Origin of the sequence: Amycolatopsis sp. WAC 04182, assembly GCF_003947465.1 — a bacterium.
In the GTDB taxonomy this organism is placed as follows: Bacteria; Actinomycetota; Actinomycetes; order Mycobacteriales; family Pseudonocardiaceae; genus Amycolatopsis.
On the sequence record NZ_QHJJ01000007.1, the window covers coordinates 49,439 to 62,383 of the forward strand.

The following is a 12,945-nucleotide window of genomic DNA, read 5'->3' on the forward strand; positions in this document are numbered from 1 at the left end:
AATCACGCTCCCGCGGTGAAGATCGGATGGCTTTCACTGCCGTCGGCGTGCACGAACTCGGCGCGCAGGGGCATCCCTGCCGACGGTGTGGCGGTGTCCACCCGTGCGTGAAGCCAGGGGCCTTCAGTGAGTTCGACGATCCCGACGGTGTAGGGGACGAGGTCGGTGTAGGCCCGGTTGGGCGCGCGGTGCACGACGGTCCAGGACACCAACGTCGCCGTTCCCGCCGCGCGGACCCAGCTCAGTTCGGTTCCACCGCAGCCCGGGCACACGGCGGCGTCCGGTGCCGCCGCCTGCGCGCAGCGGTCGCAGTGTTTGATCAGCAGTTCGTCCCGTGCCGCGGCGTCGAAGAACGGGCCGCTCTTCGCGTCGCGGGTGATGGGAGGCCAGGCGTGTTCGGTCATCGGCCCGCTCCGCTCAGGATCAGGGTCGCGTGGTGTTCGAGGATGCCGCCGTTGCCGCTGACCATGATCACGTCGCGCCGGGCGGCTTGGCGTGCGCCGGCCTGTCCGCGCCCCTGGATCACGGCTTCGACGATGGGGGTGAACCCGGTCAGGTAGTAGGCCGACAGCTGGCCGCCGCCGGTGTTGCACGGCAAGGAACCGCCGGGGGCGAGCCGTCCGTCGGCGACGAACTTCCCGCCCTCGCCTTTCGGGCAGAAGCCGTAGTCCTCGAGCGTGACCAGGACGGTGTAGGTGTAGCAGTCGTACAGCTGCAGGAGGTCGACGTCGTCGACGGTGACTCCGGCCATGCGCAGCGCCCGCGGCCCGGACTCGGCGGCGCCCGTACGCAGGCCGAAGCGTGAGTCGCGGTGCATCACCCGTCCTGGATGTGCCTGCCCCCAGCCGAGGACGCCGACCGGGGGCTGGGCGAGGTCGCGGGCGTGGCCGGCGCTGGTGACGATGACCGCGGCGGCGCCGTTGGACACCAGGCAGCAGTCCAGCAGCCGCAGCGGATCCGCGATGACCGGCGACTCCTGGTGTTCGGCCAGCGTCAGCGGCACGCGGTGCTGTGCGTCGGGGTTGTCCGCCGCCCACGCGCGCTGGGCCACGGCGATCGCACCGAGCTGTTCACTGGTCGTGCCATAGGCCTCGAAGTGCCTGCGCGCGGCCAACGCGTAGAACAGGTTGGGGGTCACCGCCCCGATCCCCGCGTGATACCCGGCGAACCCCTTCGGCAGGGAACGGCCGGACCCGCCGAACGCGTCCCGCCCGGAACCCTGCGACTTGAGCGGCGTATCGGCGAACACGCAGGCGACCGCGGTCGCCTCGCCACGCTCGATCGCCGCCGCGGCGTGGGCGATCATCACCGCCGGGCCGGCCCCCAGCGCGCCGATCTCGGCGAGCAGACGCAGGTCGGTCATCCCGAGGACTTTCTGCAGCGACAACCGCGGCGCTCCTCGTACGCCGGGGGTGACGAGCAGTCCGTCCACTTCGGACATCGCCAGCCCGGCGTCGGCGGCGGCGAGGCGTACGGCCTCGGCGGCCAGATCCGTCGCGCTGCGGTCATAGATCTTGCCGACGTCGGTGAGACCGAGTCCGGCGATCGCCGCCCCACTCATGCGCGTCACCGGCTTTCCCAGCTGGGCTTGCGTTTCTCCGCGAACGCGCGTGGCCCTTCCCTGGCGTCGGCGGTCTTCATGATCGTGACCGCCTCGGCGTCGGACAGCTCCCAAGCGGCGGGTTCCCAGTCCGAACCGAGTGCGAGCATCTGGTGAATGACGCGTTTGCTGGCCTGTACCGCCAGTGGCGCGTTCGCCGCGATCACGTTGGCCAGCGCCAGAGCCTCGTCGAGCACCTTCTCCTGAGGAACGACCCGGTTGACCAGCCCCCAGTGCAACGCGGACTCGGCCGTGATCGGCGCGCCGGTGAGGGTGGCCTCCAGTGCGACCGCCAGCGGGACGCGCCGGGCCAGGCGCAGCAGGCCACCGCCCGCGGCGATGATGCCGCGGGTGACCTCGGGCAGCCCGAGCTCGGCGGTTTCGCTCATCACCGCCAGGTCGCAGGCGAGCATGAGTTCCGTGCCGCCGCCGAACGCGTAGCCGTTGACCGCGGCGATCACCGGCTTGTCCAGCCGGCGCTTGAGGAACCCGCCGAAGCCGCGTTCGCGCTGTTCCCGGGTGATGAGCGGACGTCCGGCCGCGACCTCCTTGAGGTCCGCTCCGGCGCTGAAGGCGCGGCCCGCGCCGGTCAGCACGCCGACACGCAGCTCGGGATCGGCGGCGAACTCGTCGACCGCGGCCTCCACCGCGACCGACATCGCGGCGTTGACGGCGTTCATCACGTGGGGCCGGTTCAAGGTGATGAGCGCGACGTGCCCTATCCGGCGCAGGGTCGCCGGGGGTTCGCCGGTGGGCAAGGGATCTGCCATGTCTCCTCCGCAGCCTCGGTTCTGTAGATGACCGTACGGACGGTCAGTCAAAATGGCAAGAGTGTGCCCCGGACGTTTCGCGGTGGGTCAGCCGTCCGCGCGCCGGGTGTACAGCTCGGCGATCTCGGACGCGTACTTCTGCGTGATGGGTTTGCGCCGGACCTTCATCGTCGGGGTGATCTCGTCGCCACCGGGTTCCCAGAACGCCGGGAGGAGGGCGAACTGCTTGATCTGCTCCGCTCGCGAGAGCTTCGCGTTCCCGGCGTCGACCGCGTCTTGGACGGCGAGCCGGATGCGCTCGTCCTTGACCAGGACGCCGGGGTCGGGCTCGAGGCCGAGTTTCTCGCCGAAGGCGGCGGCGACGTCCGGGTCCAGGGTGATCAGTGCGACGTTGTAGGGCTTGTTGTCGCCGATCACCATCATCGGGCCGATCAGCGGGGAGCCGGAGCCGATGGCGTTCTCGATGTTGGTGGGGGACATGTTCTTGCCGCCCGCGTTGATGATCAGTTCCTTCTTGCGGTCGATGATCGTGATGTGGCCGTCGTCGGCGACGGTGACGATGTCGCCGGTGTGCAACCAGCCTTCCGGGTCGATCGCCTCGGCGGTCCTGGCCGGGTCGTCGCGGTACCCCTTCATCAGGAAGGGGCCACGCGCCAGTAGTTCGCCGTCCTCGGTCAGGCGGGTCTCGAGGCCGGGCAGGGGTGTGCCGACCGTTCCCGCTCGAGCCTGGGCGGGCGGCGCGCCGATGCCGAGGCCGCACTCCGACATGCCCCATGCCTCGCTGACGGGAAGTCCGAGACGTTCGAGGAAGGCGTAGACGTCGGGTGGGATCGCGGCTGCGCCGGACAGGGCCCAGCGAAGCTTGTCCAGGCCGAGTTGGGCGCGCACAGCGGCCAGGACCTGCGGTTCACCGGCCTGGAAACCGGCGGCGAGTCCGGGATCGGCTTGCAGCCGCATCTCCAGCCCCAGCTTGATCTTCTCCCAGATCCGCGGCACCCCCGCGAACGTCGTCGGCCGCGCGGCGGCCAACGCGGCAGGCAGTTGCCGCAGATCGGCGACAGGGGTGACAGCGACCCCGTAGCGCATGGCGAAGTAATGGTTGAGAAACCGGTCCGCGACGTGGGCGGCGGGCAGATACGAGATCCCCATGTCGTCGTCGCCCAGCGGGAAAGGCGAGCTGAAACTCTTCGCCAGCGCGAGCACACCGCGGTGGGTGTGCTCGACACCCTTCGGCGGCCCGGTCGTCCCCGAGGTGTAGATCAGGCACAGCACGTCGTCCGGCCGCACCGAACGCCAGGAAGCCTCGAAGTCGAAGCCGGGGGAGGGCTCCAGGCGGTCGAGGTCACCATCCTCGACGATCAGGAGATGTTCGACCGGGCCGCCTGCCGCGCGGATCCGGTCGGCGAACTGCCGCTCGCAGATCACCACCCTCGTGCCGGCGTGGCCGAGCAGGTAACCGATCTGCTCCGGAGAGCTGGTGTTGTAGATCGAGAACGTCGTCGCGCCGAGATGAGAGGCGGCGGTCTCGCTCAGGTGGAATTCGGGGCGATTGGTCAACATCGTCGCGACGGTCTGTCCACGGTGGACACCCAACGCGGCGAGCCCGCCCGCGATGCGGCGTACCGCCTCGCCGTAGGCGCGCCAGGTGAGGTCCGGGCTGTCGTCCACCGTGTGCAGCGAGATGGCGTCCGGCTTGACCGAGACGGTGCGCTGGAACGCCTCGGGGAAGGTCAGGGGCTCGGTCATGGCTCTCCTAGATCGGCACGACGGCCGTCTTGTGTCGACGTTGACTTTGAGCAACTATGAGCCCGACCGCACGTACAGTCAATACATCGTCCGAGGTGTTCAGAGGGCTGCGACGTGCTCCGACCTCACCGCGCAACGAAGCGCGAGATGGGTGAGACACCATGGTTGCTCGTACCATTCCGGCGATACTCGCCGTCCTGCTCATGGCTTTCGCGGGCGTGCCCGCGATGGCGGCCGAAGACCCCGGTCCGCCGCTGTCGGCGCCGGAGGCCGCGATGGACGCGGCCGTCACGTGTACCGCCGACATCAAGGACGCCAGGGTCAACCCGGTGCTGCTGGTGCACGGCACCGGCGCGACACCGCAGGAATACTGGAGCTGGAACTACGAACGCGCCCTGCCCGCGCTGGGGGTGCCGGTCTGCACGGTGGCGTTGCCGGAACGGGCGCTGATCAGCGTTCCCATCGCCAACGAGTACCTCGTCCACGCGATCCGCCGCGTCCACGACCTGAGCGGCCGTAAGGTTTCCGTCCTCGGTCACAGTCAGGGGGGCACGCACATCCTGTGGTCCCTGCGGTTCTGGCCCGACCTGCCGGACAAGGTCGACGACGTGGTCGCACTGTCCGGTGACTTCCACGGCACCGCCATCGGCAACCTCGTCTGCGCCGGCCCCTGCACGGCGATCTCCTGGCAGGCTCGGATCGGTTCGAACCTGCTGACCAGGATGACCCGTGATCCTCTTCCTGTCGGGCCGTCGTACACCACGGTCCAGACCGTGTTCGACGAGATCGTCACCCCGGCGCCGCAAGCGGGCCGGCTCGACGGCGCGGCGAACTTCACGGTTCAGGACTTCTGTCCCGGACGTCTCGCCGATCACGTCACGATGCTGGCCGACAATGTCGCCTGGCAGGTCGCCGTCGATGCCCTCACCCACGACGGTCCCGCTGTCGCGAGCCGTATCAGGGCCCAATGCTGGAAACCGTTCCTGCCCAACGTGGATCTGCTGGGTTTCGCCAACGCCGTCCCCACGGTCGGCAGCGCTCTCGGCGGCATCCTGGGCCTGACCCAGCCGAAGCTGCCCGCCGAACCCGAACTGCCCGGCTATGCCCGACCGTAGCGGAAGACTTGACTGACCGCACGTACGGTCTGTAAACAGTATCCATGACCATCACGACCGGCACCGTGCGAGCGACCGCTGCCGTGCTCCGCGCACCGGACGGGCCGTTTTCTCTCGAGAGCGTCGTCCTGGACGCCCCCGGACGCGGCGAGGTCCTCGTGCGGATCGCCGGAGTCGGGCTCTGCCATACCGACCTGCTGCCCCGCACGCCGGTCGTGAAGCCGCCGGTGATCGCCGGACACGAGGCCGCCGGGGTGGTGGAGGCCGTCGGTGACGGCGTCGCCGACCCGCGGGTCGGCGACCACGTCGTGCTCTCCTTCGACTCCTGCGGCGACTGTGCGAACTGCCTGGCCGCCCAGCCGGCGTACTGCGAATCGTTCTGGCCCCGCAACATGTCGGGCAAGCGTGCCGACCGCTCGACGGGTGCCCGCGACGCGGCGGGCAACGCGGTCAAGGGCCGGTGGTTCGGCCAGTCCTCCTTCGCCACGCACGCCGTCGTCGCGGCACGCAACACCATCAAGGTCGACCCGGCGCTGCCACTGGACCTGCTCGGCCCGTTGGCCTGCGGTGTCCTGACCGGCGCCGGGTCGGTCTTCAACTCCCTCGACCTCAAGCCCGGAACCGGCTTGGCCGTGTTCGGCGCCGGAACCGTCGGGCTCTCGGCGATCATGGCCGCTCGTGTCGCCGGGGCGACGACCATCGTCGCGGTCGATCTCAACCCGGAACGGTTGCGGCTCGCCGAAGAACTGGGCGCCACCCACGTCGTCGACGCCACGACCCCGGACCTGACCCAGCATCTGCGGAAGCTCACCGGCGGCGGTCTCGAGTACACCTTGGACACCACCGGTGTCCCCGAGGTGATCACCACCGCGATCGACGTGCTCCGCCTGCGCGGAGTGTGCGGGCTGCTCGGAGTGCAGCGCGGGGCGCTCGCGATCAGGCCCGACCAGTTCGCGCTCGGCCGCACCGTCAAGGGAATCCTCGAAGGCGACGCCGTACCCAAGCTGCTGATCCCGCGGCTCATCGCGCTGTGGCGACAGGGCCGGTTCCCTTTCGACAAGCTCATCACCACCTTCCCCCTGGACGAGATCAACGACGCGGAGGCCGCGATGCACGCCGGCTCCGTCGTGAAACCCGTCCTGCTGCCCATCCCGACCAAGGAGCTGTGATGACCGTCCAAGCCGAGGCCCTCTTCATCGACGGCGGCTGGGCGCGGCCGTCGACCGCCGAACGGATCGCGGTCCATTCCGCGAGCACCGAGGAACTGCTCGGTCACGTCGCCGCCGGAGTGGAAGCCGACATCGACGCCGCCGTCGCCGCGGCTCGTCGCGCCTTCGACGACCCTCACGGCTGGTCGTCCTGGGAAGCATCGGCACGAGCCGACGTCCTGGACCGGTTCGCCGCCGAGCTGTCGGCGCGCAGCGGCGAGATCGTGCGGCACGTGAGCAGCCAGAACGGCATGCCCATCCGCATCGGGCTGCAGACCGAAGGCCTCGTTCCGGCCAATCTGCTGCGGTACTACGCGGGCCTGATCCGCGAGCAGCCACCGGAAGAGCTCCGGCCATCACTGGTCAGCGGCACGACAGCGGTCCGCAGGGAACCGATCGGGGTGGTCGGGGCGATCGTGCCCTGGAACTTCCCCCAGTCCCTGACCTTCTTCAAACTCGCCCCCGCGCTCGCCGCGGGGTGCGCCGTGGTGCTCAAACCCTCCTCGGAGACGGTGCTCGACGCCCTGCAGATCGCCGACGCCGCGATCGCCGCAGGCCTCCCGCCCGGCGTGCTCAACATCGTGCCCGGCTCAGGTCGCGGAGCGGGCGCCCACCTGGTACGCCACCCCGGCGTCGACAAGATCGCCTTCACCGGCTCCACCGAAGCGGGCAGGTCGATCGCGGAAACCTGTGGCAGGCTGCTGCGCCCGGTGACCCTCGAACTGGGCGGCAAATCCGCCGGCATCATCCTCGACGACGCAGACCTCACGGTGAGCATGAAGGGCATGTTCAGCTCCTGCCTGCTCAACCAGGGGCAGAGCTGCTTCATCAGCACCCGCATCCTCGCCCCGCGAAGCCGCTACGACGAAGTGGTCGACGCCTTCACCGCACTGGCCTCCTCCCTGCCCATCGGCGACCCGCTGGACAAGGCCACCGTGGTCGGCCCGCTGGCCAGCCGGAAGCAACGCGAAAGCGTCGAGGCCTACATCGCCACAGGCACGGCCGAAGGCGGCCGGATCACCACCGGAGGCCGCCGCCCCGCCGGCTTCGACCGCGGCTGGTACCTCGAGCCGACGATCTTCGCCGACGTCGCCAACGACCACACCATCGCCAGGGAAGAGATCTTCGGCCCGGTGCTGGCGATCATCCCCTTCACCGACGACGAAGACGCCATCCGCATCGCCAACGACTCCGACTACGGCCTCGGCGGCACCGTCTGGACGACCGACATCGACCGCGGACACGCCCTCGCCCGCAAGGTCGTCACCGGCACCATCGGCGTCAACGGCTTCACCATGGACCCCGGCGCCCCGTTCGGCGGCGTCAAAGCCAGCGGCCTCGGCCGCGAACTAGGTCCGGAAGGCCTGACCGCGTACCAGCGCTGCAAATCCATCTACCTGCCCTGAATGCCGGCAGGTCTTCTAGACTGGCCCTGATCGACCGTCCGTACGGTGACCACGCGAGACACAGGGAGAACGCGGTGCCCCGACCAGTCGGCAGGCGAGCAGAGATCCTGGAGACGTTCGCCCGGCACGTCGCCGAACGCGGCTACGACCAGACCAACCTGGGAGACATCGCCGACGAACTCGGCATGTCCAAGGGAACCATCGTCCACCACTTCGGCACCAAGGCCCAGATGCTGCGCGAAGTGGAAGAGAACTACATGCGCCGCCAACTCCACGCGGTCCAGGGAATGTGGGAACGCCTGGAGAAACCGCAGGAGCGCGTGGCCGCGATCATCTACGCCTCGGTGCTTCTGCACGTCGTCGATCGCCACGCCACCGTCGCGACCCAGCGGGAGGTCGTGCAGCTGTCGGACGACCCGGCGATGCAGGAAGTCCGCAAGCTGCGCGGCGAGATGCAGCGCCTCACCGAAGCCGAACTACAGCATGGCGTCGACGCCGGACTCTTCCGGAAAGTCGACGCCCGCGTCACCACCTTGCAGCTTTTTGGCTCTGTGCAATGGATGTGGGTCTGGTTCGACCCCAAGGGCGCGCAGAGCCCCGAAGAGGTCGGGGCATCGATGGTCGACGTCTTCCTCGGCGGCCTGCTGCTGGACAGGTACGGATTGCAGCAGGTGGCGGACCCTAAGGGGGCCGTGGTCGCCGTGGTACGGGAATGCCTCACAGCGGCCGAATAGCTCATCGTGGGCGGGACAGGCTCGCCAAAACCTGCTTCGCGGCCTGCTCACCTGACGAGGCCGCGTCAGCGAGTGAGGGCATGTCGAGCTGATAGTCGCCGGCCAGATACACGGGGCCGAGGTGTCGGCGCAGTGCCGGCAGCGAGGCCCGTCCGCCGGGTGCCCAGAACGGCACGACCCGAGGATGCCGCCGGACGATTCCCTCGTCGAGTTTTCCTTCGAGCTCGGGATAAAGCGAGAGGAGGTCCGCGGTGAACCGGCTGACGATCTCCTCGTCGGTGAGTCCGAACAGGCTGTCGGCCACGGCGCCGCCCGCGAAGCAGGCCAGTGCGCCGCCCGGCTTTCGTGGGCCGGGACCGCGCTGAGCCGCGGCGTGGTTGAACATCGCCTGGAACGACAGCTGGGGTGTCGACACGGCGATGTAGTCGTCCCATCGCTGAGGGCCTTCCTCGCGGGTGAAGTAACCCACCACCAGGTACCGGCCGTAGTGGATATCGTCGAACGCCGTCCGATACGCGGACGGGAGGCCGGGCATGAGCTTCACGGCCACATCGCCGGGAACGGCGACGATCGCCCGGCGGGCCCGGATCCGCGCCGGTCCGTTCGCGTCTTCGTAGTCCACGACGACGTCGTTCTCGGTCCACTCCACCGATTTCACCGGCGAATTCAGCCGGAGCCGTTCGCCGAGGTCGGCGGCCAGGATATCGGTGAGTGTCTGGTTTCCCCCTTCCGGCAAGGAGAAGTTGGGCACCTTCGCCGGATCGGTCAGGAGGATGCCCATCGAGGTGACGAACTGGGTCGCGGCGGTCTCCTCGGGCTCGCACCCCATCCATTGCCCGGACCACGACCGGACCATGTCCCGCGCGACCTCGGACCTGACACCTCGAAGGACATACGACGCGGAGAGGGCGTCGAGCTTCGCCCGGACCCGCTTCGCCAGGCGGTGGTCGGGGTTCAGTTGCAGGAACGGTGCCGCCGCGAGGATGCGGGCGCCGACGGCCGCCAGCCCTAACCGGTCCATAAAGGACATCCGGGAGCGGAACATCAGGCCGAACGGATTCGAGGTGTCGACCTGTTTTCCGTGGAGCGCGAGGGCCACCTTCTTGCCCGCCAGCGTCCCCATACCGACCTGGTGGCGTTCGAGGGCTTCGATCAGGGTGCCGGTTCCCTCGGTGAACTGGGTTCCGAGGTTGATCCAGTAGTCATCCTGGCGGACCGACTCCACGCGGCCTCCGGCCCGGTCGGCCGCTTCGAGCACGACGACGTCCTTTTCGGACAGTGTGGTCGCCGCCATCAATCCCGCCATACCGGCACCGATCACGACGACGTCCGTCTCGAGCTCGATCATGGTTTGCTCCGTTCCGGTGATGAGGTGAGCGTTGCGGCGACGGCTCGTACCAGCCGCATCGTGGCCGCTTTGCTGCTCGGGCTGATCGCGGTGAAGCCGATGTAGCCGTGCACGAGTTCGGGCTCGTGGATCACCTCTGCGGGTACACCGTTTGTCATCAACGCGGTCGCGTAGGCGATTCCGTCGTCGCGGAGCGGGTCGAATCCGGCGACCGCCACGATGGCGCGGGGGAGGCCCGTCAGATCGTCTGCCAGCAACGGGGAAACACGCGGGTCGAGCCGGTCGGTTCCTTCGGGGAGGTAATGCCCCATGAACCACTCGATCTGCTTGGCGGACAACGCGGGAGAGCCGGCGAACTCGTCCTGGGACGGACGCCGCTCCGAAATATCGGTCACCGGCTGGATGAGCACCTGCGTCATCGGCTGGACGGCCTCACCGCGTAGCCGCTGGCAAAGCACGGCGGCGATATTGCCACCGGCGCTTTCACCCGCGACGACGATCCGATGTGGGTCCACTGCATGCTCGATGGCGTAATGCCACGCGACGAGCGCGTCGTCGTGCGCCGCCGGGAAGGGGTGTTCGGGCGCGAGCCGGTACTCGACGGACAGGACGTCGGCGCCCGTTCCCCGCGCGAGCATCCGCGCCGGGGAGGCGTAACTCGCGCGGCTTCCCAGCGCGAATCCGCCGCCGTGAAAGAAAAGGATCAACCCTCGGGCGGACTTGCCTGAGCTGTAGCGGGTCGCCCAGAGCCCATCGCCGAGATCGACTTCCTGCTCGACCGGGCACGGGGCGATCCGGTCGGCGAACAAGGCCGCGTCCCGTTCGGTGACCTTCCTCGCCTCTGTCGCCGGCAGATCGCTGTAGTCGCCACCGGCTTCCGTGAGCTTCATCAGGAGGGCGACGTCGGGCGCCATCCGCTCGCCGGCGCTGTTGACCGGAGGACGTGTCAGCAGCTTGAGGAGTGGGGGAGGGGTGCGGCTCAGGGCGATGACGAGGGCCCGTTGGAGACGCCGGCTCACCGTGGTCACGAGTCGGCCGCCGCGCTCGTGAGGTCGGCGGACGCGGAGGTCCGTGCGGAGAACCGAATGTGCCGATCGACCAGTTTCCCCTTGAAGAGCCGGTTGTCCTTCACGAACGTCGTGTGCATCCGCCACGGCAATTCGGTGCCCTGGCGGGGAAGTTCGGGTTTCGCCCGCTGCATGTAGCCCGCGGTGAGGTCGAGGAGATCCGTGGTGGCGAGGCCATCCGGGACGACCGGGACCGCGATGTCGTACCCGTTCGCGTCCATGCGCCGGAGCACGTCGCCGACCAGCCGGCACACGTTGCTCAATCGGAGGGTCCACGACGCCTTCGTGTAGCCGAGCATCATGGCCCAGTTCGGTACACCGGAGATGAGGGCACCGCGGTAGAGGAGGGCGTCGGACATCTTCACCGGGAGACCGTCCACTGTGGGCTGGATACCGCCCAGCATCTGCATCACGAGGCCGGTCGCGGTGACGATGAGGTCGGCCTCCAGCTCCTGGCCCGACTGCAGCAGGATGCCGTTCTCGGTGAAGCGGTCTATCCGGTCGGTGACCACGTCGGCGTTGCCACTGCGGAGTGCCTTGAAGAACTCCCCGTCCGGGGTGACGCAGAGCCGCTCGTCCCAAGGGGCGTACGGAGGGTTGAAGTGGGTGTCCACGTCGATGTGCACCGGAAGCTCTTTGAGTGCCCACTTGCGAAGCGCCTTCCGCCCGAAGTCGGGGAACTTGCGCAAGGTGCTGACGAGCAGGAAGTCGATCCAGATGTTCTTCAGGCGCGTGGCCGAGTAGCCGCGCTTGGCCCCGAGCAGCTTGGTGAGCTTGACGGCGATGTTGTCGACCCGCGGCTGGGAGGCGATGTAACTGGGCGTGCGCTGGAGCATCGTCACATGGGCCGCGCCGCCGTCTCCCATCAGCATGGCCGGGAGCATCGTCACCGCCGTCGCGCCACTGCCGATGATCACCACGCGTTTGCCGCTGTGGTCGTAATCCTCCGGCCACTGCTGGGGATGGAGGATGTCGCCCTGGAAGTCGTCCTGACCTTCGAAGTGGGGCGTGTATCCCTTGTCGTATCGGTAGTAGCCGGTCGCGCTGAAGACGAAGCCCGCCTTGATGGTCTTGCGCTCGGTGCCGTCTTTCACGGCGACTTGAAGCGTCCACCGCGCCTTGGCGCTCGACCAGTCGGCGGAGGTCACCCGGTGCCCGAGTCGAAGGATCTTGTCCAGGCCGAACTCGGTGACCGTCTCGTCGAGGTATTCACGGATCAACGGCGCTTCGGCGATCGCGCTCCGGTGCCGCCACGGCTTGAACTCGTAGGCGTAGGTGTGCAGGTCGGAGTCGGACCGGACACCCGGATAGCGGAACAGGTCCCAGGTGCCGCCGATCGAGTCCCGGGACTCCAGCAGGAGGACCTTCTTGCCGGGGAAGTCGGCCATCAGGTGCCGGGCCGCGCCGATGCCGGAGATACCGGCACCGATGATCACGATGTCGGCGGATTCCGTGGCGTCTTTCATGCTGCACTTCCTTCTCGGTTGGCGGGTACGACACCGGTCCCGCGGGCCCGGGTGGCGACGATGGGTTCGGCGAGGACTTCCGCCTCGCCCGTGTGATCGATGGCCCGGGCGATGACGCGCAGCTCGAAGTCGATCGTCCGGCTCCGGGCGCCCTTCGCCGCGAGTCGGGCTTCGACCTCGACGACGTCGCCGCCGCGCACCGGAGCCAGGAATTCGACGGACGAATAGCCCGCGAAGAGGCTCTCGTGGCCGTCCATGACGATCGCGAGATGGGTTCCGGCGTCGCCGAACAGTGCCAGGCCGAACGCGCCGTCGACGAGGTTGCCGGCGTAGTGAGCCTCGGAGTAGGCGACGTAGCGCTGGTGGATGACTTCCATGAGAGCTCCTGTTCGGGGACCTAGTAGGTCATCCGATTAAGTCAGGTGATCGAGTGTGTGACAACTTCCCGCCCTCGTCAAGAGGCGGTGCCCGAAAGGGGCTGTTGA

General features: G+C 68.5%; 12 protein-coding genes. 4 read left to right on the forward strand and 8 right to left on the reverse strand.

Annotated features, from left to right (window positions below):
• Nucleotides 1-2: 2 nt before the first annotated feature.
• The 4 genes from DMH01_RS32475 to DMH01_RS32490 all read right to left on the reverse strand — a co-directional run bounded on the left by DMH01_RS32475 (nt 3) and on the right by DMH01_RS32490 (nt 4,116).
• Entirely contained in the window at nt 3-404 is a 402-nt protein-coding gene (locus tag DMH01_RS32475) for a Zn-ribbon domain-containing OB-fold protein (RefSeq protein ID WP_125681557.1), read from the reverse strand.
• Complete coding sequence (locus tag DMH01_RS32480) at nt 401-1,561, reverse strand: thiolase family protein (RefSeq protein ID WP_125682432.1); 1,161 nt, start codon at nt 1,559-1,561, stop codon at nt 401-403. Before DMH01_RS32480 ends, DMH01_RS32475 begins: the two co-directional genes overlap by 4 nt.
• 5 nt (nt 1,562-1,566) lie before the next feature.
• Nucleotides 1,567-2,370 carry a crotonase/enoyl-CoA hydratase family protein gene (locus DMH01_RS32485; RefSeq protein WP_125681559.1) on the reverse strand — a complete coding sequence of 268 codons (804 nt, stop codon included), beginning with the start codon at nt 2,368-2,370 and terminating at the stop codon, nt 1,567-1,569.
• An 87-nt stretch (nt 2,371-2,457) separates the two neighbouring features.
• Nucleotides 2,458-4,116, reverse strand: a complete 1,659-nt coding sequence (locus DMH01_RS32490; protein ID WP_125681561.1) for an AMP-binding protein — start codon at nt 4,114-4,116, stop codon at nt 2,458-2,460.
• Between the two features lie 161 nt (nt 4,117-4,277).
• Here DMH01_RS32490 and DMH01_RS32495 point away from each other — a divergent pair, with 161 nt between their 5' ends.
• The 4 genes from DMH01_RS32495 to DMH01_RS32510 all read left to right on the forward strand — a co-directional run bounded on the left by DMH01_RS32495 (nt 4,278) and on the right by DMH01_RS32510 (nt 8,579).
• Nucleotides 4,278-5,231 (forward strand): triacylglycerol lipase, encoded by a 954-nt coding sequence (locus tag DMH01_RS32495; RefSeq protein WP_125681563.1) that lies wholly within the window; start codon nt 4,278-4,280, stop codon nt 5,229-5,231.
• Nucleotides 5,232-5,275: 44 nt separating this feature from the next.
• The gene (locus DMH01_RS32500; protein ID WP_125681565.1) at nt 5,276-6,400 is read left to right on the forward strand and encodes an NAD(P)-dependent alcohol dehydrogenase; all 1,125 of its coding nucleotides are present in this window, start codon (nt 5,276-5,278) and stop codon (nt 6,398-6,400) included.
• On the forward strand, nt 6,400-7,845 hold the full coding sequence (locus DMH01_RS32505) for an aldehyde dehydrogenase (RefSeq protein WP_125681567.1): 1,446 nt from the start codon (nt 6,400-6,402) through the stop codon (nt 7,843-7,845). Before DMH01_RS32500 ends, DMH01_RS32505 begins: the two co-directional genes overlap by 1 nt.
• Nucleotides 7,846-7,919: 74 nt before the next feature.
• Entirely contained in the window at nt 7,920-8,579 is a 660-nt protein-coding gene (locus DMH01_RS32510) for a TetR/AcrR family transcriptional regulator (RefSeq protein ID WP_125681569.1), read from the forward strand.
• Nucleotide 8,580: 1 nt separating this feature from the next.
• Here the strand turns inward: DMH01_RS32510 and DMH01_RS32515 are convergent, their stop codons facing one another.
• The 4 genes from DMH01_RS32515 to DMH01_RS32530 are packed head-to-tail and all read right to left on the reverse strand — an operon-like array spanning nt 8,581 to nt 12,837.
• Nucleotides 8,581-9,927 carry an NAD(P)/FAD-dependent oxidoreductase gene (locus DMH01_RS32515; protein ID WP_125681571.1) on the reverse strand — a complete coding sequence of 449 codons (1,347 nt, stop codon included), beginning with the start codon at nt 9,925-9,927 and terminating at the stop codon, nt 8,581-8,583.
• The gene (locus DMH01_RS32520; protein ID WP_233621739.1) at nt 9,924-10,946 is read right to left on the reverse strand and encodes an alpha/beta hydrolase; all 1,023 of its coding nucleotides are present in this window, start codon (nt 10,944-10,946) and stop codon (nt 9,924-9,926) included. Before DMH01_RS32520 ends, DMH01_RS32515 begins: the two co-directional genes overlap by 4 nt.
• Before the next feature lie 5 nt (nt 10,947-10,951).
• The gene (locus tag DMH01_RS32525) at nt 10,952-12,460 is read right to left on the reverse strand and encodes an NAD(P)/FAD-dependent oxidoreductase (RefSeq protein WP_125681575.1); all 1,509 of its coding nucleotides are present in this window, start codon (nt 12,458-12,460) and stop codon (nt 10,952-10,954) included.
• Nucleotides 12,457-12,837, reverse strand: a complete 381-nt coding sequence (locus DMH01_RS32530; protein WP_125681577.1) for a hotdog fold domain-containing protein — start codon at nt 12,835-12,837, stop codon at nt 12,457-12,459. The genes DMH01_RS32525 and DMH01_RS32530 overlap by 4 nt, the downstream gene beginning before the upstream one ends.
• Nucleotides 12,838-12,945 lie beyond the last annotated feature (108 nt).